The sequence below is a fragment of the Pelagicoccus mobilis genome (genome assembly GCF_016595505.1).
In the GTDB taxonomy this organism is placed as follows: Bacteria; Verrucomicrobiota; Verrucomicrobiia; order Opitutales; family Opitutaceae; genus Pelagicoccus; species Pelagicoccus mobilis.
Genome location: NZ_JAENIL010000001.1, coordinates 44,285 through 68,931, shown reverse-complemented (window position 1 = coordinate 68,931; position 24,647 = coordinate 44,285). Strand labels below are relative to the sequence as shown.

Here is a 24,647-nt window from a genome sequence, read left to right as displayed (position 1 = left end):
TCCCGAATTGAAATAAGTGGGAGCGTGTTTGTCACGCGATTCGATCGGGTCAGATAGCCAGCAATCGCGTGACGAGCACGCTCCCACAATTATTGGACAGTCTCTTAGAGCACGCTTGCGAAGAAGGCGTAGGTTTTGCGCACGTGCTCTTCCCAGTAAGGCCATTCGTGACCGCCGGGGAACTCTTCGTAGCTAAAGTCAATGTTTTCGGCCTTTAGGGCTGCGGCGAGAGTGCGGTTGTATTCGATCAGTTCGTCGTCGACTCCGCAGTCGAAGCGGAAGGGGCGAAGCGTTGCTTTGTTCTCGAGAATGGAATTCTGGATACTGATGTCTGTGTTCGGAGATTGGCCGTAGGCTTCGAGCGGTTCTTCGACGAAGTGTTTGGGGAGTTCCTCGAGCCGGGTGACCGAGGAGTGCCCGGAAAAGGCGAGATACCGGTCAGGGTTGCGAGCTCCGAGTCGCATTGCCCCAAAGCCGCCCATGGAGAGTCCGGCAATAAAGTGGGGCGCTTCGATGGAGTTTCCGGTGCTTTCTGAGACGAGGTGCCGGATGTCTTCGGTGATCCACTTCTCGAAGTCTTTGCCTCCGTGTTCGAAGTAGCCGCTGCCGCAACCCCAGAGTCCGTCCGAGGGCATGGCAAGAATCATAGGAGGTATTTCGCCTGCATCGATCATCGTCTGGAGGCCAATGTGGGCTTTGCCCATGGAAGCCCAAACCCAGTGGCTTCCGTAGACGCCATGGAGCAGGGTGACGACGGGTACGTTTGTTTTGCCCTCCGCTTGTTTAGGGATGTAGAGGGAGGCGTCGGCCCGAGCTCTGAGGGCAGGGCTTTTTACGGTGTGGAAGCGGAGCGTGCCGTTTGGGCAGGGGAAGTCTCCGGTTTCGGTGGTGCGGAAGTAGGAGGTCATCAGGTTCTATCGCGACACACGGTCGCTTCCCACGGAATGTCGGTGTTATTCGAATACGATTGCGCCCTTGGCGTTTCGGCCGGCCATCATGTCGTCCAATCCTTTTTGCAGCTCTTCGAGCGGATAGGTTCGGGTGATCAGCTCGTCGAGCTTGAGGAGACCGCGTTCATAGAGTTCCAGCATTTTAGGGAAGTCGAGCTCGGGGTTTGCTCCGCCGTAGAGTGGGTTGATGTAGATCTTATCCCACTCGAAGAGGTTCATGTCGATTTCGATGACTTGCTCGATGCCGGATACTTGAACTGCCGTTCCGGCGCTTCGAACCATGGCGAGCGGCGCGGCTCCGAGGGCGGGGATGCCGGTGCACTCGAATGCGTAGTCGGCGCGACGGCCACCACAGATCTTTTCGACTTCCTTGGCCGCTTCTTCGAGACCGACGTCTTCGCGCGAGGCGAGGATGGTGTGGGTGGCTCCGAATTGCTTGGCCATTTCGAGACGCTCTGGGTTGACGTCGATGGCGATGATCTTTGCTGCGCCTGAAATGCGAGCGCCTTGTATTGAGTTTAGGCCTACACCTCCAGTTCCGAGGACGACTGCGCTGCTGCCGGCGGTAAGTTTCGCCGTGTTGACGACTGAACCGTATCCAGTCATGACGCCGCAACCGACGATGCAGGCGGATGTGAAGGGCATCTCTACGGTCATCGGGACGACGGCCTCTTTTTTGACGACCGTGTAGTTGCTGAGGGTGCCGAGATTGAAGGAGCGATGAATGCCTTCGCCATTCCAAGTGGTGGAGCCGAAGCGGGCAGCCCCTTCGTGCGGGTCTTTGGCGGTAACCTGGTTGTTGACTTCACAGATGTTGTGATGACCGGTCTGGCATTGGTGGCACTCGTGGCAGGGGATAGCCCAGTTGAGCAGGACCTTGTCGCCCGCTTTAACGTGGGTGACGCCTTCGCCGACTGATTCGACGATACCGGCTCCCTCGTGGCCGAGGACGAATTTGTAGCCCCAATTGAGTGAGTCGTGGTCGGTGTGGCAGAGTCCGGAGGCTTTGATCGCGACTCGGACTTCGCCGGGACCTGGTTCGTGGACTTCTACGGTTTCTATGGTGAAGGAACCGTTGGCGTCGGCGATGGCGGCTTTTGCTTGGATGGAAGGCATTTTGAGAGGTGTCAGGTTTTTGGGTGTGGCTTGAAAATGAAAAGTAGGGCTGTCGCTTGCGAAAGCCCTACGGTGTGTGTGAGATGGCCGCGATCTGAATGACGCGGGCTGAAGCACCGCGCTACGGGGTGGCGGGGGCCATTTTCACGTTGAGGGTGTGGAAGGCGTTTTCTCGGGTGTAGTGGGCTTCCACTTCCTTTTTGCGATGGAAATCGACGAGCTCGATGGAGGAGGTGAGTTCGCAGAGCTTTTTGAGGAGCGTGCGAATGGTGAGTCGGGCGTGAGCGGCTCCGAGGCAATTGTGGATACCGTTTCCGAAAGCGACGTGCGGATTGGGTTTGCGGTCGAGTTTTACTTCTTCCGGATCTTTGAAGATCTTTGGATCGAAGTTGGCAGCGGCCCAATTGAGCGAGATCAGGTGGTCGGCCTTTACCTTGGTGCCATGAACGTCTGTATCCACGGGACAGTGACGGCCTAGGTGGGTGACGGGCGAGGCGTAGCGCATGAGCTCTTCGGTTCCGGAGATGATGAGCTTGGGGTTCTCTCGCATGGCGTCGAGTGCTTCGGGGTGTTCGGCGACGTAGGCTACGACCATGGAGATGGCGTTGATGACAGTGTCGCGTCCGCCGGCGAAGGCGATGTTGGCGTAGCCTTGCATCTCCTCACGGGTAAGCTTGCGGCCTCGGTATTCTGCTTTGGTGAGATGTGAGAAGAAGTCTTCGCCAGGATTTGCTTCTGCCTTGTCGAAGAGGGAATTGGTGTAGGCCTCCATTTCGTGCCCTTTGGATACGCCACTTTCGTCACGGAATACGTGCGTGCCCCATTTGATCCAGATGTCCGCTTCGGACATTGGCATGTTGAGGAGAAGGGTGAGACCTTTGGATTGTAGCGGAATGGCGAACTCGCGCACGATTTCGATGGAGTCGCGGCCGGCCGCGTCGCGCACGAGCTCGTCGACGAGGTCTTCCATCTTTTCGATGTACTCGGGAGTAGTCGGTCGACGGAAGAGCGGTTCGACGATGGCGCGATAGTCTGCGTGCTCGGGTGGGTCTACCTCGAACGGGTATTGGCGAACGGTGCGTACATCCTCTTCGCGGGGGATGGGGATGCGGAAGGGGGCGTCGGAGCTGAAGGTCTTCGGGTCGCGACAGGCTTTGCGCACAGCTTTGAAGTCGACGAGCATGGCGACGGGATCGCCGTCGAACTCGGTCTCGAGTACGGGACCTTTTTCGCGGGCTTCCTTGAAGGGGTCGTGATAGGGGCACTTGGACATGGTGAAATCTGGGTGCTGGGTTTTAGGTGCTGGGTGCTGCCGGAGCTGCCGGCCGTTGTCTTGGGAAGATTAACCGAGTTTGGCGACTTCTACAACTAGGCCGTCGAGATCTTCGTCTACATCGATTTGGCAGCACAGTCGGCTGCGGGAGCAGGTTCCATCTTCGAACTCGAGGATGTCTTGCTCGAGCTCTTCGGCCTTGCCGACCTTTTCCATCCATTCTTGCTTCACTCGCACGTGGCAGGTCGCGCAGGAGCCGACTCCGCCGCAGTCGCCTTCGATGCCTTCGATGCCGTTGTCCACGGCGATGTCCATGAGAGAGCCCTCGGCGTCTTCGATGAGGTGGGAGTTTCCGTCTTCGGTGATGAATGTTACTTTAGCCATGTTGTCTTTATTGAATTAGAGTGAGTGTTTGCCGCTCCGTGTAGGTCTCGGAACGGGTTTGGGCATAAGCGGAACTATAGCGGAGCATTTGGGTGGCTACTAATAGGGGCTTCACTATATGTAGTATTATCTTCACAAAAACGAAATTAGAGGTGAGGCTTACTGTGTGAAAACGCTATGAAGCTATCGCGCGAAAACATTCAGCCGCACAGCGGCAACTCGTTTGCTCGGATTGAGTTCGATCTGCCGCAGTTCGACACGCACTATCATTATCATCCGGAGGTTGAAATCACGTGGATCGCGGAGAGTGAGGGGCAGCGTTTGGTTGGGGACGCGTTGGAGGCGTTTGAGCCTGGGGATCTGATCTTGATCGGCGGGAATGTCCCGCACCAGTATTGCAACTGGAAGAGCGGCCGGGCGCGTTCTCGGGTGATTCAGTTCAGGCAGGAGATCCTGGCTCCTGGGGTGCTGGATTTGGCGGAATTTGGGCGGGTGCGGCATTTGTTGGATTTGGCGGCCCGCGGAGTGGGGTTTTCTGATGAAGTGAGGAAGGCTGCGTTGCAGCAGATGCAGCGTGTGTTCAAAGCGGAGGAAGGGCCGAGTACGATTATCGCGTTGCTTGAGTTGCTGCGGATTCTGAGCCAGGAGGAGTCCCCGCGTCAGATCGCGAGCGTGGTTTACGCGGAACCGGTGAAGCTGAAGAAGATCGATCGCTTGCAGCGTGTTTTGAACTACTTGGAGCAGAATTGGCAGGAGACGGTGACGCTCAAGGAAGCGGCCCAGGCTGCGGCGCTGCATCCGCAATCGATGAGCCGCTTTTTTCAGCAACACTTAGGGATGAGTTTTCAGGACTACTTGATCCAGTTGAGAATCGGGCGTGCGGCGCGTTTGCTGTTGGAAACGGAGAGGACGGTGGTGGATATCGCCTTTCATTGTGGCTTCAACAATCTGGCGAACTTCAACCGGCACTTCCAGAATGCGTATAAGAAAACCCCAAGCGCGTATCGCAAGGGGTTGTAGTTTGGGTATCAGGTTTTGGGTACGATGGTATGGGTAGTGGACAGGTTTGCCGTTTTAGAAGGGGTCGTTGGGCATGACTTCGACGATTTTGGCGTAGTCGACGATGCCGGTCTCCTGTATCCAGTTTTCGCACATTCGGGCGAGCGTTTGTACGAGCTCTGGTTTTTGTTTGGCGAGGTTGTTCGTCTCGGTCGGGTCTGCGTGAAGATCGTAGAGCTCGTAGGCGATGCCTTCCTTGGCTGAGGTTTGTAGATACCAGCCGGGTTCGATGAGCAGTTTCCAGCGGCCTTGGTAGATGACGCTTTGCTGGCCCTTGTCGTTGAAGAATAGAGTTTCTGGTGGAGGGATCTCTTCTCCGTCTAGGACTTTGGATACGTCTCGGCCGTCCAGCTTTTGAGTCGCTTTGCCTCGGAAAGTTTGTGGGTAGCCGACTCCGGCGAGGTTGAGCAGGGTTGGGAGGAGGTCGCCGACCCACACCATGGAGTGCGATGTTTCGTTTTCGGGAACGTGACCAGGCCAATTCGCGATGAAGTGTGTTTTGGTGCCGCCTTCCCAGACGAGGGCTTTGCTGCCATTGTAGGGTTTGTTCATCATGGCTCCGACATGGGAGGCTGCTCCGTTGTCTGAGAAATAGAGGATAAGGGTGTTTTCGCGGAGTCCTTTCTGGTCGAGGGCGTCGAGGATACGACCTACGTTTTGATTGACTTTTTCCATCATGGCGGCGTGAACCGCCATGCGAAGTTTGAAGGCTTCGACTTGTTCGGGTGTTTGGTAGGAGGCGAGATTCGTTTTCTGGTACCCTTTGTCTTGTATTAGGTTTTTGTCTACGAGGTTATTGTATCGATCGGTTTGGAACTGGTCGAGGTCTTGGTAGCGAGGGAGGTACTTTTGCACGAGTTCCTCGGGGGCTTGTAGAGGGGTGTGCGGCGCTCGGTAGGCGACGTAGGCGAAGAAGGGGTTGCTTTGGTTGTCGCTTGCGGAGTTGAGCATCTCGATGGCTCTGTCCGTGATGCCATCTGTGTCGTAGAAGGCTTGGGAGGTTTTTCCGTGGTTGGGCGTGTAGGCGTAGTGGTTTTCGTGCGGGTAGTAGCAGTGCATCGAATACGTTCGATTAAATGGGAGCTGGGCGAGTTGGTTGCCTTCGTAGTATTCGTGCGGGTCGTTTGGCGTTATGAAGAAGTCGCCTTGAGCTCCGTGCATGCCGAAGAATTGATCGAATCCACGTTGAGGAGGGAGGGCGTTGAATTCGGCTTCGACTTCAGCGTCATCGAACGTCCAGCCGGGGTGGTGCGTTTTCCATTCTGTGGCGAGCTCGGGTTGTAGCTTTATTAGGCTGCCGCCGAGATGCCATTTGCCGGACATCATTGTTTGGTATCCGGCTGTATTGAGCAGTTCTGGCAGGAGGGGAGTGTCGTAAGGGAGGCGTCCGCGATGGGCGGGGCTGTCGTACTGGCGCCACCAATCGCCAAGCGAGCCGCCTCCAAATCCGACACGAGCGCCGTAGAGGCCGCTTAGGAGGGAGGCGCGAGTCGGGGAGCAGCGGCCGTTGGTATAGAAGTTTGTGAGACGTAGTCCGGAGCTGGCGAGCGAGTCGATATTTGGCGTGTCGATTTCGCCACCGTAGCAGCCAAGGTCCGCGTATCCGGAATCATCTGACATGATGATGAGGATGTTTGGCCGTGACGGGTTGGCCTCGGCGAACATCGAGGATAGGAGGGAGATTCCGGCGAGCAGCTGAATTGCCTGACGGAGTTTGGTTGCTTTGCGGAAGCTCACTTTTACTGGGAAATTAAGTCTCTATCTTGTCTAGAGATTTTTCTTTAGGAAGGCGGCTATCCTCTTGTTGAAGTCGTAGACGTCTGAATTGTTGGTGATGTTGGTTCCCCACCATCCTCCTTTGTAGAGCGGGGCTACGCTCACGCCGGCGTCGCTGGCCGTCTTGGCGAACGCTTTGACGTGCTCCTTGTATCCATCCTGGTCCCACTGCCCGTACGAAAGCATGAGGGAGGAGGTGATCTTGGAAGCGTTTTGCATTGGGGAGAGGCGGTTTAGGGCTTCGTGGCTGAGCTTGTAGCCACACTCTGCGAAGATGATGGGGGCGACTGAGGATATGGGGCTGGAAGTATCCTTGTTTTGGTACTCGACGAGATCGTAGATTCCGCCGGTGCTGACTGCGCAATCGAAGAGATGGGGGGAGGCGATGGTGGAATAGGCGGCGATCCAACCGCCGGCTCCGTAGCCAATGATTGCTGCTTTGGAGGGATCGCCGTGACCGGAGGTCTTTGCCCATTTGAGGGCGTCCTCGAGGTCTTGAATGGGTTTGATCGGGGCGTTTTCATTGTTCCAGTTGAGTGAGAGTGGACCGTTGAGTCCGCCGGAACCGCTGAAGTTGAGTCGCAGGACGGCGAAGCCTTCCTTAGCGTAAAACTGGTCTTCGTTTTTCCAACCGATGGTGTCTAGGGTGGCGAAGGGATCGTTGCGGACGATCACGAGAATAGGGGAGTTCTTTTTAGCCTTTGGGGACTTGGTAAGGAAGCCGTCTAGGCTGAGTCCGTCCCGGTTCGTGATTGAGATGTGCTGAGTGGTGGCGAGGTCCTTGCTCTTGAGATTGCCGCCGTTGCGACAGACGAGGTCCATCTTGCCCTTGTTGAAGTCGAACGCGTAGGTGACGCTTGGCTGGCTGGCGTAGCTTTTGCGGACCAGTACGCGCTTGCGGGCCATATCCCAACTGATGATTCGGTTCATGGAGTCGGGGGAGGCGCGATCGATGTTGGCCTGAATATTCTTGAGCGAGGGGTCGATCCACTGAGTGACAGGCTTTTGCTTGTTTATGTGGACGCCGAGGAGGTGTCCGTTCGCGGGATCGAAGATGGGCTCGGCGAAGCGGTTGAGGGGGAGTTCCTCATGGTTGATGAGCTTACGGACGACTTTGTCCTGGGAGAGGCTGTAGTAGTAGATGCCTGCGGGGAGATTGCCGAAGGATCCGCCGACTAGGATTCGGTCTGGGTCGGTGTCGAAACCGAACACGGGAAGCCATTGATTCAGCTTTAGTTTTTTCCAGGCGTCGCCGCCGGGGGGGAGGGCGTACCATGCAGCTTCGCTGTCTGGGCTTTCCTGTTTTTTGACGAGGCGTAGCGTGTGGTCGCGATCGGTTATGGCTTCGAAGGCCTTGGAGGACGAGCTATATAGGATCTCTTTGAACTTGCGGTCCGCGGCATCGAGTTTGACGACGCTGCATTCTGCGAATTTCTGGTCCGCGGGTGAGCGTGAAACGATGTATTGAGTAGAGCCGGGGATGGGATCGACGAGGGAGTTGGCGCTTTGGAACTCGATGTTTTGGATGACGTCCTGGTTTTTCAGTCCGGGGACTTTGGCTAGATGCAGGCCTACGATTCCATCGTCCCAGCTCGCGGTGAGGGCGATGTAGTCGTTGTTGATCCACTCGAAGTCGCTGACGCTTTTCTCGCCCCATTCGCCCTGGGCCGGATTGGCAGGGCCGACGAAGATGCTGCGATGCTTTTCGAGGTCGCGGACTACGAGTTTGATTCGGCCGTCGTCGCGTTGAAACTTGCCGGCGAGGCGTTTTCCGTCGGGAGAAACTTTCAGGTCCGTGTAGCGGTCGACCTCTAGCAGTTCCTTGGGCGAGGCTGTGATTAGGCTGGCTGGGATCGTCGCTGCGAGGAGGGCAAAAAGCGTGAAGAGACTCTTCATCATTCGGATATCGGGTGCTTTGTTTTCTGGGGGGCTTTTACTGCCGAAAGCTTGGTTTCGGGCTCAGTCCATTTGCGGGTGAAATGTATATTGCATGCAAAACATGCTCGGTAAAGTCAAATTTCTGGAGGCTCGGGCCCAGCGCCCGTCCTAGGTGAATCGTTTAAGTGGGCTCAGGAGGGAAAAGCCTTTACGAAAATGGATATTGTATGCAACGTGCAACAATAGCAGCGTTTGCTGCGGGAGTCTGGGTTCCCAGCCAGCTTCCGATCCCCTCTACTTAATCTACACTATTCGACCCCAATCTACACATGAGTGATTTAAGCACCGGCATTCTCTTTGCCATTTTCGCGGGCCTTATGCTCGGACTTTATGCGGTACCTGGAAAGTTCACCAAGGACTTCAAGGAAGAGAACACGTGGGGCATGTTTTTCATGCTGACGATGTTTGCGGTACCGATAGTGGCTACGCTTGCGCTTATGGCGAATCCGGGAGCGGTATTCTCCGACGAGGCAGTGCAGGGGATTTTGCCAAAGATGGTCATCTCCAGCGTACTCTGGGGGATTGGCGTTATGATGTGGGGCAAGGCGATCCATCACATTGGCGTATCGCTTGGCTTTTCGATATTCATCGGCACCGTGATTCTCGTTGGGTCGCTTTTGCCGTTTTTCGTGGACGGTTTGCCGGAGAGCAAGGTGCTGGCGACGATCGCAGTTGGGCTTCTTTTTGTATTGGCCGGAATCTTTTCTAACGGCAAGGCGGGTATCACTCGTGAAGCTGAGTCCGAAAAGAGTGAAGAGGGCGCTAAGTCGATGTCTGCTGGTATCACGATCGCGGTCGTCGGTGGTTTGTTGGCGACGGGGTTCAGTTTCGCGAATGCGGTAGGGCGTCCAGCACTACACGAGGCGAGCATTTCTCAGGGCAATCCAGAGTGGGTCACGGCGCTCGCGGTGATGCTTCCGATTTTTCTCAGTGGTGGCGTAATCATGGCCGGTTACTTTGGCTGGCAGCTCACTGCCAAAAAGAGCTGGGCCTCGTTTGGCACGTCTGCTCTCGCGAAGAATTTCGTGCTGATTCTGATCATGGCAATTTTCCACTATGCGGCGTCCGCGGTTTTTGCATACGCGGCGTTCAGGCTCGGTGGAGTGGGCAACACAGTTGGATACGCTATTTTCAACACGTCTTGTGTTTTGACTGCGATCGTCAGCGGTATCGCAACTGGCGAATGGAAGGCCGCTTCTAGCAAGGCGAAGGGCTTCCTCTACCGAGGCATGGCATTCATGACGATTGGTATCCTGATCATCGCTTTCGGCAACAAGCTCGCTTCTTCCACTCCGGTGGATGCGGAAGTCGCCGCGAATGAAGCCGCCACACTTTCAAAGTAGTTTCTGATTACACGCAGGGTGGCTCTTTGAACCACCCATTTTTTTCACCCCTAGTTATATACCTATCATGAAAATATCTAAGTCCGACTTCGGAGAATTTGAAGGAAAGCCGGTTGATCTATTCACGCTCGAAAACGGCAATGGCGTTGTGGTAAAGATCACGACTTATGGAGGCACGGTAACCTCTATCGTAGTGCCCGATGCGAAGGGGGGAAGCTCCGATATCGCATGTGGATTTGATACTCTGGATGGTTATTTCGCCGACGCCTACAAGGCGAATTCTCCTTACTTCGGTTGTCTTGTGGGACGCTACGCGGCACGAGTCAAAGACGGCAAGGTGACGGTTGACGGTCAGGATTACCAGCTCGCTACCAACGATGGAGCGAATCACATCCATGGTGGCGTTAAGGGCTTCGACAAGTGCTTGTGGGACGTTGTCTGCGCTGTAGAGGAAGCGGACGCGGCCGTTTTGACTCTTTCTCTCGATAGTCCGGATGGGGACGAAGGATTTCCTGGGAACTTGAAAGTCGAGGTCGAGTATCGTCTTAATGCGGAGAACGAGTTGCGTATCCACTATAGCGCGACGACTGATAAGGCGTCTCCTGTTTCCTTGACGAACCATACCTACTTCAACCTCAATGGTTTCAGCGACAAGGTTCTCGATCACACTCTGCAGCTTGATAGCGACAAGTATTTGGTTTGTGACGACACGGGAGTTCCTCTCGGAGAGGAAGCGCAAGTGGCGGGAACGGTGACGGACTTCAATGAGCCGAAGCGCGTAGGCGATGCCTTCGAAGAGCTGGAGATGGGCTTCGAGCACTACTATGTCTTTAAGAAGCCTGTTGGCGAGCTTGCCAAGGTGGCTACTGTGACGGAGCCGACGAGTGGACGTACTCTTGAGGTCTTCTCTTCCGAGCCCGGCACGCTTTTCTATACGGGGCGTTACACGTCCGACGAGCTTCGTCGTGAAAGCGGGGCGCAGTTTGGGCAGTTCCGGGCGTTTTGCGTGGAGACCTCGAAGTATCCGAATGGCCCGAATATCGAGGGCGCGCCAAATAGCATTCTGAAACCGGGTGAAACCTACGACGATACGACCGTCTACAAGTTCAGCTGGTAGGACGAAGAATCACTTTGTTTGATCGTTTAACCGGAATTTCCTTCGTGGAAATTCCGGTTTTTTTGTGGGCGGGGGTTCAGGGAATCCATCGTCACGGCAGGGAAGTCCATTGTCCCCCGCTGTATGATTGCGGCCTTCAAAATTGCTATGAACAACATCGGAACTTTTCTTAAGACGACAGTCGTCGCTTTTCTAGCCTTGGGCGCGGTATTGGCCGCTTCGGCTCGCGAGCGTGTGTCATTTAACGACTCCTGGCGTTTCGCCAAGGGTGATCAGCAGGCGTCGGGGGCTTCCTTCGACGATCGCGATTGGCGGGAACTGCGTCTGCCTCACGACTGGGCGATCGAGGGGCCTTATGACTTCAAGTATAACGCTCGAACGGGCGGGCTTCCCGTGGTTGGCGAAGGCTGGTATCGTAAAAGCTTCCAGATGCCTAAGTCGGCGAAGGGGAAGGTCGTGAGCATCGAGTTCGACGGAGCGATGTACGGTTCGGAAGTTTATGTGAATGGTAAGTTGGTCGGAAAGCGGCCGTATGGCTATATTGGTTTTCAATACGATATCTCCAAGTATCTGATTTATGGCGACAAGGAGAATGTGGTGGCGGTGCGTCTGGTGCTGGAGGATCTCGCGACTCGCTGGTATTCGGGGGCGGGTCTCTACCGAAATGTCTGGCTACAGGTGACTGAGCCGACACGGGTGGCTCATTGGGGGACGTTTATCAAGACGCCTGAAGTGAGCGATCACGAAGCGACGGTTGAGATTGACACGCGCATCGCTCATGCGGGAAGGGGAACGTTCAAGGGAAGTCTAGAGACTGAGATCTTTGATGCGGATGGTCGCCGAGTGGCTTCTGTTTCGAGCGACTTTGCGACTTCGGAGGATGAAAAGACGCTCACTCAATTGGCCAAGATCCGCAATCCGCGGCGTTGGGACACGGAAGATCCGCATCGCTACCGAGCGATTAGCCGAGTGAGGAATGCCAAGGGGCAGACGATCGATTTCTACGAAACGATGTTTGGCGTGCGAACGATCGAGTATACGGCTGAGCAGGGATTCTTGCTCAACGGGAAACAGACGAAATTCAAGGGAGTCTGTCTTCACCACGACCAAGGGCCTCTGGGAGCCGCAGTGAATTACCGTGCGAAGGAACGTCAGTTGCAGATCATGAAGGATATGGGAGTGAATGCGATCCGCACCAGCCATAACCCGCCTTCTATCGAGTTGCTTGAGCTTTGCGACAAGATGGGCTTGCTGGTTCAGGACGAGTCTTTTGACGTGTGGAAGATCGCGAAAGTGGAAAATGGATACAACAAGTTTTGGGATGAGTGGCATGAGCCGGATCTGCGGGACATGATCAAGCGTGACCGTAATCACCCTTCGATTGTGATGTGGAGTATCGGAAACGAGATTCTCGAGCAGCGAAACACGAATGGGGAAGGAGCCGCTCTTGCTCGTCGCTTGGTCGATATCTGTAAGGAGGAGGATGATACGCGTCCTGTGACTGCAGGACTCAATCACTACCCGCAGCCTCATGACAACGGCTTCGCTGAAGAGCTGGATCTCGTGGGGATCAACTACAAGCCATCTATGTATGCCGAGGTTTTGGAAAAATACCCGGACCGCATTGTCTACGGTTCAGAGACTTCATCCTGCGTGAGCAGCCGCGGTGTCTATCATTTGCCGATCGAAAAGTACGAAAAGCATGAATCGTTGCAGGTGACGAGCTATGACTTGATAGGACCGGTTTGGGCTTATCCTCCGGACATAGAGTTCCACTTTCAGGAGCAGAATCCTCGGATCATGGGGGAGTTTATCTGGACTGGTTTTGATTACCTTGGCGAGCCAACCCCTTATGGTGGTCGCGACAACAGCACGAATGGGCACTGGAATGGAGACTGGCCGGTGCACAGCAGTTTCTTTGGGGCGGTCGACCTCTGTGGCTTTCCGAAGGATCGATTCTTCCTCTACCAGAGCCAATGGTCGGACAAACCGATGGTGCATGTCTTGCCTCACTGGAATTGGGAGGGCATGGAAGGAGAGACGATCCCTGTGTATGGATACACTAACTGTGATGAAGCGGAGCTCTTCCTCAATGGTCGCTCGCTTGGTAGAAAGGTGAAGGGAGTGGACACGACTCGTATTATCGTGAAGTTCAAGCGCTATGACTCAGACCACCTTGACTCGAAGTATCGGTTGAGCTGGGAGGTTCCGTATGAGCCGGGAGAGTTGACAATTGTTGGCTACAAGGCAGGGCAAGAGGTATCCAGAAAGACGGTACGGACTGCTGGGAAGCCTGCCGGTGTTCGCTTGACTGCGGATCGAAGCGTGATCGCCGCGGACGGTAAGGATCTCTCTTTCATCACTGTTCAGGTGGTTGATGAAAACGGCATCGCCTGTCCGACGGCTGACAACGAGATCCATTTCGACATCCAAGGTGGGGGCGTGCTTGCAGCGGTGGGTAACGGAAATCCGGCTTCGCTCGAGTCGTTCCGCTTGCCGAAGCGCAAAGCGTTTAGCGGCAAGGCTCTGCTTGTTGTTCGTGGCAAGCCGGGGGCGAGTGGTTTGATCGATATCACTGCCAGTGGCGAGGGGCTCGATTCGTCTCGGATCTCGATCAGTCTCGAAAATTAGCGAGGTAGGGCGGTCTCGCCGAGACCGCCGATCTTTGTCTGCTTGATGTTGCGGCGGTCTGGGCCAGACCGCCCTACCAATTCATTGAGCGTCTGTTGGATTGAACGATTCAACAGACGTTTTTTTGTGTTCAGGGTGACATATGTCTTTTTAGTTTCATAAGAGAAGGTGGATCATTCGTTCCGCGAGTGGTCATCAGTTCGAGGATTGACCGCCCGTGGAGCGGCCGGACCACCTTTAAAACGAGTACCCCCTGATTATGAAGAAATGTATCCCTGTCTTTTTCTTGTTTCTCCTGAGCGGATTTGTGTCCGCTGAAACCAAACGACCGAATGTCGTTTTTATCATCGCCGACGACCTTGGAGTGATGGATCTGAGCAACGAGGGCTCGACTTACCATGAGAGCCCAAACATCGATCGGATCGCCTACGAGGGGGTGAAGTTTAACCGTGGATACGCTACGTGTCAGGTTTGCAGCCCGTCACGGGCGAGTATCCTGACGGGGACTTATCCTACCAAGCACGGGATTACCTCTTGGATAGGAGATCCCTCTGGCGAGGCTTGGGCGGCGACGCAGGATCGGGTGAAGAATAACAACCGGTATACGAGGGTGCTTCCTCCGGAGTACGAAATGGGCTTGCGGGATTCGGAGATCACTTTGGGCGAAGTCTTCAAGGCGGCTGGCTACCGGACTTTGTTCGCGGGAAAGTGGCATTTGGGAAAAGAGGATATCGCGAGTCCGGAGAGCAATGGGTTTGATGTGAACAAAGGCGGCTTTTGGTCCGGCAGCCCGCGCGGTGGATACTTTGCTCCTTGGGAAAATCCGAAGCTTGAGTCAGGTCCGGACGGGGAGTCGCTTTCGATTCGATTGGGGCAGGAGACGGCTCAATTTATCGAGGAGAATCAGGATGAGCCTTTTTTTGCGTACCTCTCTTTTTATGCGGTGCACGGGCCGATTCAGACATCGGAGAAGCTGTGGAGAAAGTATCGTGACAAGGCGGAGGAGATGGGCTTGGCGGAGAGCCGGTTCGTTTGGGACCGCAACTTGCCGGTGCGGCAAGTGCAGGATTGTCCAATCTATGCGGGCATGATGGAGTTGATGGACGATGCGGTGGGGATTGTGCTCGATAAGCTCGATGAGCTTGGCTTGGCGGAGAATACGATCGTGTGTTTTACCTCGGATCATGGCGGCGTCTCGTCAGGCGATGCTTATGCGACGAGCAATTTGCCGTTTCGCGGAGGAAAGGGCCGCCAGTGGGAGGGGGGCTTGAGAGTGCCGTTTTACATCAAGGCTCCAGGAGTTGCGAATGAGGGCACGGTGAGCGCGGTTCCTGTGACTGGGGCGGATTGGTATCCCACTTTGTTGAGTCTGGCAGGAATCGATGTCCCGAAGGAGCAGGATGTGGATGGAGTCGATTTTACGGCTGCCTTGACGGGAGGCGCTTTGGAGGATCGCCCGCTTTTTTGGCATTACCCGCACTATGGGAACCAAGGAGGAGAGCCGTCTTCCGTGATCACCCAGAATGGTTGGAAGCTGATTCACTATCACGAGGATGGCCGGGACGAGCTTTATCAGATCGACAAGGACATTGGCGAAACCAACGACCTGGCGGCGAGTCAACCGGAGCGTGTGAAGTCGATGCGAGCGAAGCTCGACACGTGGCTGGCGAGCACTGGAGCGAGGATGCCTAGCGTCGATCCGAATTTCTCGCAAGTGACTCGTGACGAGCGGGCGGCGTATCTGGAAGGCGAGTTCAAGGCGAAGCTGGAAAAGCAGCATCGCGGTTTCTTGGACAAGGACTTCAAGCCGAACGCCGATTGGTGGGGCAGTTCGGCTGCGGAGGAGTGAGGAAGGAGGGCTGCGTTTTGTCGCAGCCATTCCGGGGGGGCTAGGCAATGACGGTACCGAGGAACGAATGTGACGACACTCGAGCGAAGCGAAGACACATTGCCCTCCTGTTTCTTGCTTTTTTTGAGGGGGGCTAGGCAATGATGGAGCATTGCCCTCCTATTTTTTGCTTTTCAGCTTCTTTGTTTGGCTGGGGTTAAGGGTTGGCTTCGTGGGATCGTAGTCCGGGTGTGGGGTTGGCATTTGGGCGGAAACTGAGTCGCGCCAGGCATGCAGTTTTTGCTTCAGCTTGTTGACGATGTGAGGCTGGTGGCGGGAGAGGTCGTTGCATTCGCCGATGTCGTTGGCGAGATTGTAGAGCTCAACGTTTCCGTCGCGGTGGTACTCGATGAGGCGGTAGTCTCCCGAGCGGATGGCGCTGTAGGGGGTGGAGCCTTGGGTGTGGTAGTGAGGGTAGTGCCAGAATAGGTCACGGTCGGCGATGGTTTCGCTGGCGCCGGATAGTATGGGGGTGAGGTCCTGGCCGTCAGTATCGTTGACTATGTTCTGGATGCCTGCGGCGGAGAGGATGGTGGGGAAGAAGTCGTTTGAGATGATTGGCGTCTCGTTGCGGGCTCCTTGAGCTCCTCCGGGGAGTTTCACGACGCAGGGGACGCGCACGCCGCCTTCGTATACGGAGCCTTTGCCTTCGCGAAGGGGAGCGTTGCTGGTGAGTCCACCGCGAATGAGTCCGCCGTTGTCGCCGGTTAGAATGATCATGGTGTTTTCCGAGAGTCCCGCCGCTTCAAGAGCGTCGGAAACGCGGCCGATGGCCACGTCGACGGCGTGTACCATGGCGGCGTATTTGGCGTTGGTGTGCCGCATGCCTGGTTTGACCTTGTCTTGGTAGAGGGCGATGTATTCGTCCTTGGCTTGGAGGGGCAGGTGTACGTTGTAGAGGGGGAAGTAGAAGAAGAATGGATCGTCCTTCCAATTTTCGATAAGCTCGACGGCTTCGTCGACGAGGCGGTCTGTGATGTAGTCCCCTTTCTTGGACTCGGGCATGTTTAGCCGGATGCCGTCGCCTTTGCCGTAAGGAGCGAAGTAGCTGCCGGGGCTGCCGAACTGGTTGCCGCCGATATTTTTGTCGAACCCGTGGTGTTCGGGCCAATATGCAGCGACTTCGGGGCTGCCTGGTTTGCCTTTGGGCGTGAGGTGCCACTTGCCGATACTGGCGGTGCGATAGCCGTTTTGCTTGAGAACCTCGGCGATGGTGGTGTGCTTGAACTCGAGTTTTTTGGTCCATTCCGGTTCCTGCAGGGGCAAGTTGCTGTAGTTCGGGGCGTGGCCACCGATCCAGTCAGTCAAGTAGGTGCGAGCTGGATACAGGCCAGTGAGGACGGCTGAGCGGGTTGGTGAACAGACAGTGCAGGCTGCGTAGGCTTGGCTAAATAGCGTACCTTCGCGGGCGAGTTTGTCCATGTTGGGCGTTTGGTAGAGGTCGCTGCCGAAAACGCCTCCGTCGGTCCAGCCCCAGTCGTCGACGAGGAAGAGGATGATGTTAAGCGGCTTCTCGTCAGCTTCAATGGAAGTGGTCGGAAAGGCGGCGATTAGGGTGAGTAGTAGCGTGAGGGGGGTAGCCTTAAAAAGGTTCATGGGAGGGGGCTAGTTGAGTTGCCTGGCGGCGCCAAGGAAAAGGGGTGTTTAGACGTTCAAGGAGGAGGGGGCGATTGAACTGTTCGACGTGGATGGGTTTGGGTAGGGAGGGGGATTTAAGGAGTCTGCGTCCAGTTAGAGGCGCCTCTTGCGAAAACGGGGCGAGAGGAGTATTTTTTGCTACGAGGGGTGCGCCCGGTTTTGAATTTCTAGTTTTCAGGTATGGTTAAGGATGGATTGAACCAAGGTTTTGACGCGAACGGCTCGAGAAAGCCGAGAGCGGCTATTCTCGGCACGAGAGGGAACAAGTTCGTAAGGGCTATGTACAGCGAGGCGGCGCGACGTCGTATTTCGGAACTTTTCGATTTGTATCCAAAGTGTATTACAGAAGAGGACGTGGTAAGCGACCTGATTGACGTAGGGGAGTTTGAAGTGCTGTTTGCTACTTGGGGCGTTCCTGTTTTGGATAGTCGGCAAGTCGCGAAGTTCACGAGGTTGAAGCACATCTTTTTTGGGGCCGGATCCATCAAGCACTTCGGATTGCCGTTTTTGGAAGCGGGGGTGACGATCAGCTCTTCGAAGGCGACCAATGCTCGGATTGTGGCAGATTTTTGCTTGGGGCAGATTCTACTGGCGACGAAGCGCTACTTTCAGAATGTGGCTGGCTATAACAGCTATCAGGCTGGAGTTGAACTCAAAGAGAAGCTGCATGATTTTCCGGGGCACTGTGGTTCCCGGATCGGCTTGATTGGCTGTGGCAAGATAAGCCGTTTTCTGATTGGGCATCTGGGGGAACGCGATTTCGAGATCTCGGTAATGGATCCTTTTCTTTCCGATGAGGAGAGCGAAAAGCTGGGGGTTCGTAAGGTGAATTTGGAGACGCTTTTTGAAGAGTGCGATGTCGTCTCTAATCATCTACCTAACTTGCCTCACTTGAAGGGGGTGTTGAACGGACAGTTGTTTTCGAGAATGAAACAAGGCGCTACATTTATGAATACAGGGCGTGGGGCTCAGATCCAGGAGAGCGAGTTGTTGGAAGTGATGCAGCGTCGTGCAGATTTGGTGGCGTTGTTGGATGTCACGGATCCGGAGCCGCCGGAGGTTGATTCGAAATTGTACTCGCAGTCAAATATACTCCTGAGTTCGCACATTGCAGGTTGTGTGGGACGGGAGGTTCATATGTTGATCGACGAGGCGATCGAGTCGTCTCGAAAGTGGTTGAAGGGGGATCCCCTCGATAACCTCGAATCGCTGGAGCAGTTTGATTTGATTGCTTAGACTTTATCTGTTTCCCACCGCTTTATCCCGATCGAGCGATTGCTCGGAATGCCCCCAAAAAATGAATCAGAATCGTAGAGATTTTCTTAAGACAACTAGCGTACTTTCCGCTGCGGGACTTGCCACTGGCTTAGCTCACGGCGCGAAGTCGGAGGAATCTAGGTCCAAACGGCAGAAGCAGCCGAATCTAGTCTATGTTTTTCCGGACCAGATGCGTCGGCACGCGATGGGCTTTATGAAGCAGGATCCCGTGCTGACGCCTAACTTGGACAAGTTTGCAAAGCGTAGTGTTATTTTGGATAACGCATGCAGCACCTATCCTGTCTGTAGTCCGCACCGGGCTTCGTTGCTGACGGGGCAGTATCCGATCACGACTGGTTTTTACTCGAACTGTCGTGGAGATCGGCCGGATGTTTTTCTGAATCCGGAGACTGAGTGTTTTACCGATGTATTGCACAACAATGGGTATCACGTGGGGTACATCGGCAAGTGGCATTTGGAGCGGGGGGAGCCAGGGGAGGGCTATGCGTCTCCTTGGGTGGCGAAGGAGCGTCGGCATAATATCGATTTTTGGCACTCCTGGTGCAACCAGCTGCAAGATGAGTACGGGAAGCGAATTCCTTGGGAGTCCGACCATTTCCATTTTGGATACTGGGTGGATGATGCGGGGCCTGAGGAACGTCATTTCCCGGGGCCGATCTGGTCGGCGATTTACGAAACGAACGTGGCGGCGGATTACATCAGCAATCGCAATGGCGAGCGCGATGCGGACAAGCCGTTCGCTTTGTTCGTCTCCTGGAATCCGCCGCACAATCCGTACGACAGCGTGCCGCAGAACTACAAGGAGCTTTATAAGGATGCGACTCCGGGGGAGCTGTTGAATCGGCCGAATGTCTCAAAGGAGAACCGGGGGGCGGAGGCTCTGGAGCACGTGCAGGGCTACTTCGGGGCTGTAACGGGTGTGGACGATCAGTTTGGGCGTATCCTTCATGCGATCGAGGAGGCTGGCTTGGAGGAGGATACGATTATCGTGTTCACTTCCGATCATGGCGAGATGATGGGAAGTCATGGCGAGATGGGTAAGCCCTACGTTTGGGAGGAAGCTTTTGGTGTGCCGTTTTTGATTTCGTGGAAGAATCATCTCGAGGCGCGCCATGAGGAGCTATTGTTGGGGACGCCAGACATCATGCCGACTTTGCTTGGATTGATGGGGCTCGATAAGAAGATTCCGGATACGGTGGAAGGGCGAGACTACAGCGCTGCTCTTGAGGACAAGCCGGGCGCGGTTCGTCCGGAGTTCGCTTGGTACTACAACTATTGGAACGCCCGCGGTCTTCGGACGAAGGACGAAGGTTGCTATTTTTACCGTGATGGCCGAGGCCGGAATGTCGACTATCTCTTCGATTTGAGAAACGATCCGTTTCAGATGGAGAATTTGGGGGCTGCTAAGGTGTCTCGTTCTCGGGAGTTTGGCGCGGAGGTAAAGCGTTGGATGAAGGAGTATGGTGATACGTTTTTCAGCCAACGAGCGAAGAGGGACTATCTGGATACGATTCCTGGGTGACGTGGAATGGCTTAAAAGGGAATAGAGAGTGACCAATTTATCTGAGTCGATATCAAGCAACGCTACCGAGTTTATCGTAATTGGCGTTTATTTCGTTTTTCTAATTGTGGTGGGCGTCGTGTTTGGGCGCCTGGTTCGCAACAGCGAGGACTACTTCAAGGCTGGGGGGCAAGCGAGTTGGTGGCTGGTGGGCTTGAGCATGTTCATGAGCGGGATCAGTACCTACACCTTTGTGGGCAACGCTTCCGGAATCTTTAAGTCGGGCTGGAGTCCGCTGGCGATCTACGCTGCTAATGTCGCTGGCTTTGTGCTGTGCGGATTGTTCGTAGCCGCGTGGTATCGGCAGATGCGGGTGGTAACCGTGGCGGAAGCGATTCGGGCTCGCTTCGGGAAAAAGTCGGAAATCGTTCTGGCGACTTTGATGGTAGTGAACGGTTTGGTTTGGACAGGAGCGGTGCTCTACGGCTTGTCCGTCTTTTTCACGCTGTTGCTGCCAGGCGTGTCGCAGACGTTTGTGATCATCGCGGTCGGGATTGTTGTGATCGGCTACTGTACGATTGGTGGAAACTGGGCGGTGATGGCCAACGATTTCGTGCAGGGGATGATCATGGTGTCGGTGACAGTCCTGATCACTGTATTGTGTTTCAACTACGCTGGAGGAGTGGGAGAGTTTTTCAGCGCGATCGCGGCGAACGAGGGGGCGGATGAGCTGTCGTTTGTGACGCCTCTTGCTGAGGGCGAGAGTTTTTGGAAGGCTCCTTATGGGCTCTCTTGGTTGGTTGTGACTTTTTTGGTGCAGTTTTTCAATATGATTAGCTTGTTTCAGGGGGTGCGCTACTTTTCGGCCAAGGATGGGAAGGAAGCGGCGAAGGCGTCCTGGCTGGCTGCGGGCTTGATGATTGTCGGCTGTCTGGTCTTCTTCATCCCGCCGATCTTTAGCCGCCTCTTTTTGTTTGAGGAGGTAATGGCTATGCATCCGGATCCGGCGAAGGCGCCGGAGTATTCATTCGCGGTGGCGTGCCAGCATTTGCTTCCGAAGGGGGCGTTCAGCCTGATGATCGTTTCGATGCTGGCGGCTGCTATCAGTTCTTTGGATACCGGCTTGAATCGGAATTCAGCTTTGATTGTACGCGATCTTTTGCCGGCTTTGCTGCGAACTTTGAGACTGAAGGCGATCCCTGCGGGAAAAGAGGTTTTCGCTGGGAAAGTGGCGACGGTAGGCCTCGGCTGTTTGATCATGGCGGTCGCTCTCTTTTATTCGGAGATGCGTGGGGTGACTCTGTTTGATCTGATGCTCAGTATTGGGAATATGCTGATGCTGCCGCAGTTTATCCCGCTCGTGCTGTTTCTGGTTGTGCGGAAAGTGCCGGCATGGGCGGCTCTTGCTTCGATGGTGGCAGGGTTCTTGCCGTCGTTTCTCGACCTTGTTCTTGATCTCGGCTGGTCGTACCAGGAAAAGTCGCTTGCGATCGTGATATCGAGCACATCGGTCTTTTTGCTCTCCACATTGTTTTACAGGATGGTTTCGCAAGAGGAAAGGGAGCGAGTGGAGCGGTTTTATAAGAATCTTGAGAGGCCGATTGATTACGAAACGGAAGTTGGCCACAATAGTGACTGGTTTCAGCTGAAGCAAATAGGGATGTTTTCCATGGTATTGGGAATGATGATACTTTTGTTGCTTTTTCTGGACAATCCCATTGGAGGGCGAATTGGGATTCTCTCGGTGGGAGGTTTTATTGTTGGGATTGGTTTTGTTATGCTGAGCCTAGCTAAGCGGCACAAGAGGCAGCATTTAGAGTGTAAAGAGGAATTGGTAGAAACGGTATCGAAATGAGACGATTAATTGGATCCGCGATAATTCTGGGTCTTTCTTTGCAGGCGTTAGCGAAGGAGATCGAACAGCTAGAGCGAGAGCTTGGGTTGCCTGACTTTTCTTATGCGGGTTACCACAGGTCCGAAAGGGAACTTCCTCGGGTTAGCGGGCCCGTTTTTAGAGTCACCGATTTTGGCGCGATTGCAGACGACGGCGTTTGCGATAGGAGTTGGATCCAGAGGGCGGTCGACGCTGCAGAGAAGGCGGGAGGTGGCGTTGTGCTGTTTCCGAAGGGGCGATTCATTTTGAATGACAAATCGGATACGGAGCAGATTCGGGTGTCGGCCAGTGGGATCGTCTGGAGGGGAAGTGGTAGTGGCGACGGTGGGACGGTGTTGGCGGCGATGGAGGCGCTTGCTCCGCCTCCGCCAGGCAAGCTGTGGATGTCGCCCTATGTTATCAATGTCTCTGCTCCCAAGGTGAAGGAGCGTTCTACGGCGATCGTGCAAGACGTGGAGCAAGGAGGGGCCTCTGTATTGGTTGAAAGCTCGAAGGGGATTAAGGCGGGCGATTGGGTGACTTTGTCGTTGCTTGATAACTCGGCGAGTTTGGTCGAGTCGGAGCTGGAGGGATTTGTGAAGATCGATCCGCGCTGGACGGCAATAATCGAAAAAGGTGTCCATGTTGAGGAGCGCCATCAAGTGAGGGCAGTGGAGGGCAATCGTCTCGTGCTTGAGGTTCCTGTTATGAAGCCGATCGATTCGAGTTACGACTGGAAGGTCGAGACCTTGTCGACGATCGAGGAAGTCGGTTTTGAAGGGATTCGCTTTGAGGGGCAGTGGAAGGATCGTTTTGTGCATCACCGCTCATGGATGGACGACGGGGGGTATTCCATGTTGAAAATGGTAGGCGTGGTGAACTCCTGGATACGGGATTGCGAGTTTGTCGACTTGAATCGTGTCGCCTCGATTAACAATTCGGCTCACGTGACTGTGGTAGACTCAAAGCTCACTGGCACGAAGGGGCACAATGCGATTTGCTTTCATGGTAGCTCGTTCTGCTTGATGGCTGGTGTCGTGGATGAGGCTGCCCATTGGCACAGTCTTGGCGTTTCGAAGCCTGCGATCGGTAATGTGATTGTTGATTGTTATTGGGGATCGGATACGTGCTTCGAGTCGCACTCTTCGCAGCCACGCTATACGTTGATCGACTCGTGCGTAGGGGGATTTATGAAAGGGCATGGCGGGGGCGCTGCGTTTAATTTGCCCACGCATGTGGAGGGACTGGTGCTTTGGAATTTTATGAAAACCAATCCCGATTTGGAGGACTTCCAGTTTGAGCCTTTGGATGAGCTTTACTGGAGGGTGTTGCAGCCGACGATCGTTGGGATGCATGGCACCGAGATTTCTTTTAGGGAAGGGCAGTCTGTTGTCGTGGAGCATGGCGCTCCGGTAGAGGAGGGGTCGCTGTACAAGTATCAATTGGAGCGTCGCTTGGCTAAGCTGAGGAAGGATTCTTGAGAATGTCGCCTCAGCGCGCATTGGCGTCAACTTGACAAAAATAGCATCATCTGGAGGGCAACGCTCTGTCGTTGCCACATCGTTTATTCCCCCGTAGGTTCCGCGGCAATGACGGAGCATTGCCCTCCTGCGCACAGCGTTTAGCGCTTAAGTTGACGCCAATGCTCAGCGAGGCGACCTACAGTTGAGCTCATTGTAGGTCGGGGCGTTGATCCGACGATTCAGATATCGTTCGTCGTATACGAAAAAGCCCCCCGCTTGCGCGAGGGGCGACGACGTCATAGATGGTTTAGATCACAAATTTGGCGCTTAGCGTACCACGCGTCCGGAACCGCCTTGCTTGAGAAGGGCTTCTACTTCGGAGCGGGTGGTGAAATTGAAGTCTCCGTAGATGGAGTGAGCGAGGCAAGAGGAGGCGACTGCGAAGGCGATCGCGTCCTGGGCTCCGCTGAGCTCTGGTGTATTCAATGCGAAGATGAGGCCGGCTCCGAAGGAGTCTCCACCGCCGACGCGGTCGACGATGTTGCGGATTTCGTAGGGTGAGTACTCTTGTCCGTCGAGTGGAGCGAAGTAAGCCTTGTCTTCAGACTTGATGTAAAGCATTGCGCCCCAGTTGTTGTGGCTGGCGGAGATGCTTTCGCGAAGAGTTATGGCTACTTTGGATACGTTCGGGAATTGTTCGGTGATCTTGCGTGCCACGTCGGTGTACTTGGCTGCGTCGATCTTGCCACCGTGAATGTCCGTATTTTCAGCATGGATACCGAGTACGTCTGCCGCGTCCTCTTCGTTGCCGATGACGACGTCGACGTACGGGAGAACCTGACGCATGGTTTCTTGGGCGAGTTCCTTAGCCGAGCTGCCTGGTTTCCACTTCCAGAGTTTGTTGCGGAAGTTGAGGTCGCAGGAGACTTGTAGGCCAGCGGCCTTGGCTCGCTTGACGGCTTCGATTGTTGTTTCGGCCGATTGCGCGGAAAGGGATGGAGTGATGCCGGTGGTGTGGAACCACTTTGCTCCGTCGAGGATGCCGTCCCAGTCGTAAGCGTCTGGTCCGGTCATGCTGACCGCAGAGTGGTCGCGATCGTAGATGACGCGGCTTGGGCGTTGGTTTGCTCCTGCTTCCACGAAGTAGAGACCGAGGCGTCCTTCGTCGCTGTCAACGATGTAGCTGGTGTCGACCCCGAGCCCTTCGAGGGTGCCTTTGCAGGCAGTCGTGATGTCGTTGACAGGAAGGGCTGTAACGAAGCGCGCTTCGGCTCCGAGCATGGAGATTGAGGATGCGACGTTGGCTTCGGCGCCTGCGAAGGTGAGGTTGAGGTCGCCCGGCATTGCCTGGCGGAAACGTTTGAAGCCTGGAGGGCAAACGCGGCCCATCACTTCACCAAAAGTTACGATAGTGCTCAT

At 55.0% G+C, this 24,647-nt stretch carries 17 protein-coding genes; 9 read left to right on the top strand and 8 right to left on the bottom strand.

From position 1 onward, the window contains the following. Nucleotides 1–104 precede the first annotated feature (104 nt). The 4 genes from JIN87_RS00255 to JIN87_RS00240 form a co-directional block, all read right to left on the bottom strand. Nucleotides 105–908: an alpha/beta hydrolase gene (locus tag JIN87_RS00255; RefSeq protein WP_200353487.1), complete on the bottom strand. Its 804-nt coding sequence runs from the start codon at nucleotides 906–908 to the stop codon at nucleotides 105–107. A gap of 45 nt (nucleotides 909–953) precedes the next feature. Next, complete coding sequence (locus tag JIN87_RS00250) at nucleotides 954–2,066, bottom strand: Zn-dependent alcohol dehydrogenase (RefSeq protein ID WP_200353486.1); 1,113 nt, start codon at nucleotides 2,064–2,066, stop codon at nucleotides 954–956. A gap of 121 nt (nucleotides 2,067–2,187) precedes the next feature. Next, the gene (locus tag JIN87_RS00245; RefSeq protein WP_200353485.1) at nucleotides 2,188–3,339 is read right to left on the bottom strand and encodes a cytochrome P450; all 1,152 of its coding nucleotides are present in this window, start codon (nucleotides 3,337–3,339) and stop codon (nucleotides 2,188–2,190) included. A 69-nt stretch (nucleotides 3,340–3,408) separates the two neighbouring features. Beyond that, nucleotides 3,409–3,723 carry a 2Fe-2S iron-sulfur cluster-binding protein gene (locus tag JIN87_RS00240; protein WP_200353484.1) on the bottom strand — a complete coding sequence of 105 codons (315 nt, stop codon included), beginning with the start codon at nucleotides 3,721–3,723 and terminating at the stop codon, nucleotides 3,409–3,411. A gap of 177 nt (nucleotides 3,724–3,900) precedes the next feature. On the opposite strand from JIN87_RS00240, the gene JIN87_RS00235 reads away from it, so the two are divergent. After that, nucleotides 3,901–4,743, top strand: a complete 843-nt coding sequence (locus JIN87_RS00235) for a helix-turn-helix domain-containing protein (RefSeq protein ID WP_200353483.1) — start codon at nucleotides 3,901–3,903, stop codon at nucleotides 4,741–4,743. Between the two features lie 54 nt (nucleotides 4,744–4,797). Here JIN87_RS00235 and JIN87_RS00230 read toward each other — a convergent pair whose 3' ends face one another. Both JIN87_RS00230 and JIN87_RS00225 read right to left on the bottom strand, forming a co-directional pair. Further along, the gene (locus JIN87_RS00230) at nucleotides 4,798–6,519 is read right to left on the bottom strand and encodes a sulfatase-like hydrolase/transferase (RefSeq protein WP_325176355.1); all 1,722 of its coding nucleotides are present in this window, start codon (nucleotides 6,517–6,519) and stop codon (nucleotides 4,798–4,800) included. A gap of 30 nt (nucleotides 6,520–6,549) precedes the next feature. Further along, nucleotides 6,550–8,457, bottom strand: coding sequence for an alpha/beta hydrolase family protein (locus tag JIN87_RS00225; protein WP_200353482.1), 1,908 nt, complete (start codon nucleotides 8,455–8,457; stop codon nucleotides 6,550–6,552). A 308-nt stretch (nucleotides 8,458–8,765) separates the two neighbouring features. Here JIN87_RS00225 and JIN87_RS00220 point away from each other — a divergent pair, with 308 nt between their 5' ends. The 4 genes from JIN87_RS00220 to JIN87_RS00205 all read left to right on the top strand — a co-directional run bounded on the left by JIN87_RS00220 (nucleotide 8,766) and on the right by JIN87_RS00205 (nucleotide 15,436). Then, entirely contained in the window at nucleotides 8,766–9,839 is a 1,074-nt protein-coding gene (locus tag JIN87_RS00220; RefSeq protein ID WP_200353481.1) for an L-rhamnose/proton symporter RhaT, read from the top strand. 67 nt (nucleotides 9,840–9,906) lie between these two features. Further along, entirely contained in the window at nucleotides 9,907–10,956 is a 1,050-nt protein-coding gene (locus tag JIN87_RS00215) for an aldose epimerase family protein (protein WP_200353480.1), read from the top strand. A gap of 147 nt (nucleotides 10,957–11,103) precedes the next feature. Next, complete coding sequence (gene galB, locus JIN87_RS00210; RefSeq protein WP_200353479.1) at nucleotides 11,104–13,587, top strand: beta-galactosidase GalB; 2,484 nt, start codon at nucleotides 11,104–11,106, stop codon at nucleotides 13,585–13,587. Nucleotides 13,588–13,846: 259 nt separating this feature from the next. Beyond that, nucleotides 13,847–15,436 carry a sulfatase gene (locus tag JIN87_RS00205; protein ID WP_200353478.1) on the top strand — a complete coding sequence of 530 codons (1,590 nt, stop codon included), beginning with the start codon at nucleotides 13,847–13,849 and terminating at the stop codon, nucleotides 15,434–15,436. A gap of 159 nt (nucleotides 15,437–15,595) precedes the next feature. Here JIN87_RS00205 and JIN87_RS00200 read toward each other — a convergent pair whose 3' ends face one another. Beyond that, nucleotides 15,596–17,071 (bottom strand): sulfatase, encoded by a 1,476-nt coding sequence (locus tag JIN87_RS00200; RefSeq protein ID WP_200353477.1) that lies wholly within the window; start codon nucleotides 17,069–17,071, stop codon nucleotides 15,596–15,598. Nucleotides 17,072–17,293: 222 nt separating this feature from the next. Between JIN87_RS00200 and JIN87_RS00195 the strand changes: the two genes are divergently transcribed. The 4 genes from JIN87_RS00195 (at nucleotide 17,294) to JIN87_RS00180 (ending at nucleotide 23,246) form a co-directional block, all read left to right on the top strand. Further along, nucleotides 17,294–18,349, top strand: coding sequence for an NAD(P)-dependent oxidoreductase (locus tag JIN87_RS00195; protein WP_200353476.1), 1,056 nt, complete (start codon nucleotides 17,294–17,296; stop codon nucleotides 18,347–18,349). Nucleotides 18,350–18,410: 61 nt separating this feature from the next. Further along, on the top strand, nucleotides 18,411–19,913 hold the full coding sequence (locus JIN87_RS00190; protein WP_200353475.1) for a sulfatase-like hydrolase/transferase: 1,503 nt from the start codon (nucleotides 18,411–18,413) through the stop codon (nucleotides 19,911–19,913). Between the two features lie 28 nt (nucleotides 19,914–19,941). Next, nucleotides 19,942–21,747 (top strand): sodium:solute symporter family transporter, encoded by a 1,806-nt coding sequence (locus JIN87_RS00185; RefSeq protein WP_200353474.1) that lies wholly within the window; start codon nucleotides 19,942–19,944, stop codon nucleotides 21,745–21,747. Further along, nucleotides 21,744–23,246, top strand: coding sequence for a DUF4955 domain-containing protein (locus JIN87_RS00180; protein ID WP_200353473.1), 1,503 nt, complete (start codon nucleotides 21,744–21,746; stop codon nucleotides 23,244–23,246). The genes JIN87_RS00185 and JIN87_RS00180 overlap by 4 nt, the downstream gene beginning before the upstream one ends. Nucleotides 23,247–23,555: 309 nt before the next feature. On the opposite strand, the gene JIN87_RS00175 is transcribed toward JIN87_RS00180, so the two are convergent. Continuing rightward, entirely contained in the window at nucleotides 23,556–24,647 is a 1,092-nt protein-coding gene (locus JIN87_RS00175; protein WP_200353472.1) for a sugar kinase, read from the bottom strand.

What these genes read in the sequence shown, in the direction of transcription:
- JIN87_RS00255 (WP_200353487.1), bottom strand. Translation starts at nt 908, where the DNA reads ATGACCTCCTACTTCCGCACCACCGAAACCGGAGACTTCCCCTGCCCA.
- JIN87_RS00250 (WP_200353486.1), bottom strand. Translation starts at nt 2,066, where the DNA reads ATGCCTTCCATCCAAGCAAAAGCCGCCATCGCCGACGCCAACGGTTCC.
- JIN87_RS00245 (WP_200353485.1), bottom strand. Translation starts at nt 3,339, where the DNA reads ATGTCCAAGTGCCCCTATCACGACCCCTTCAAGGAAGCCCGCGAAAAA.
- JIN87_RS00240 (WP_200353484.1), bottom strand. Translation starts at nt 3,723, where the DNA reads ATGGCTAAAGTAACATTCATCACCGAAGACGGAAACTCCCACCTCATC.
- JIN87_RS00235 (WP_200353483.1), top strand. Translation starts at nt 3,901, where the DNA reads ATGAAGCTATCGCGCGAAAACATTCAGCCGCACAGCGGCAACTCGTTT.
- JIN87_RS00225 (WP_200353482.1), bottom strand. Translation starts at nt 8,457, where the DNA reads ATGATGAAGAGTCTCTTCACGCTTTTTGCCCTCCTCGCAGCGACGATC.
- JIN87_RS00220 (WP_200353481.1), top strand. Translation starts at nt 8,766, where the DNA reads ATGAGTGATTTAAGCACCGGCATTCTCTTTGCCATTTTCGCGGGCCTT.
- JIN87_RS00215 (WP_200353480.1), top strand. Translation starts at nt 9,907, where the DNA reads ATGAAAATATCTAAGTCCGACTTCGGAGAATTTGAAGGAAAGCCGGTT.
- galB (WP_200353479.1), top strand. Translation starts at nt 11,104, where the DNA reads ATGAACAACATCGGAACTTTTCTTAAGACGACAGTCGTCGCTTTTCTA.
- JIN87_RS00205 (WP_200353478.1), top strand. Translation starts at nt 13,847, where the DNA reads ATGAAGAAATGTATCCCTGTCTTTTTCTTGTTTCTCCTGAGCGGATTT.
- JIN87_RS00200 (WP_200353477.1), bottom strand. Translation starts at nt 17,071, where the DNA reads ATGAACCTTTTTAAGGCTACCCCCCTCACGCTACTACTCACCCTAATC.
- JIN87_RS00195 (WP_200353476.1), top strand. Translation starts at nt 17,294, where the DNA reads ATGGTTAAGGATGGATTGAACCAAGGTTTTGACGCGAACGGCTCGAGA.
- JIN87_RS00190 (WP_200353475.1), top strand. Translation starts at nt 18,411, where the DNA reads ATGAATCAGAATCGTAGAGATTTTCTTAAGACAACTAGCGTACTTTCC.
- JIN87_RS00180 (WP_200353473.1), top strand. Translation starts at nt 21,744, where the DNA reads ATGAGACGATTAATTGGATCCGCGATAATTCTGGGTCTTTCTTTGCAG.
- JIN87_RS00175 (WP_200353472.1), bottom strand. Translation starts at nt 24,647, where the DNA reads ATGAGCACTATCGTAACTTTTGGTGAAGTGATGGGCCGCGTTTGCCCT.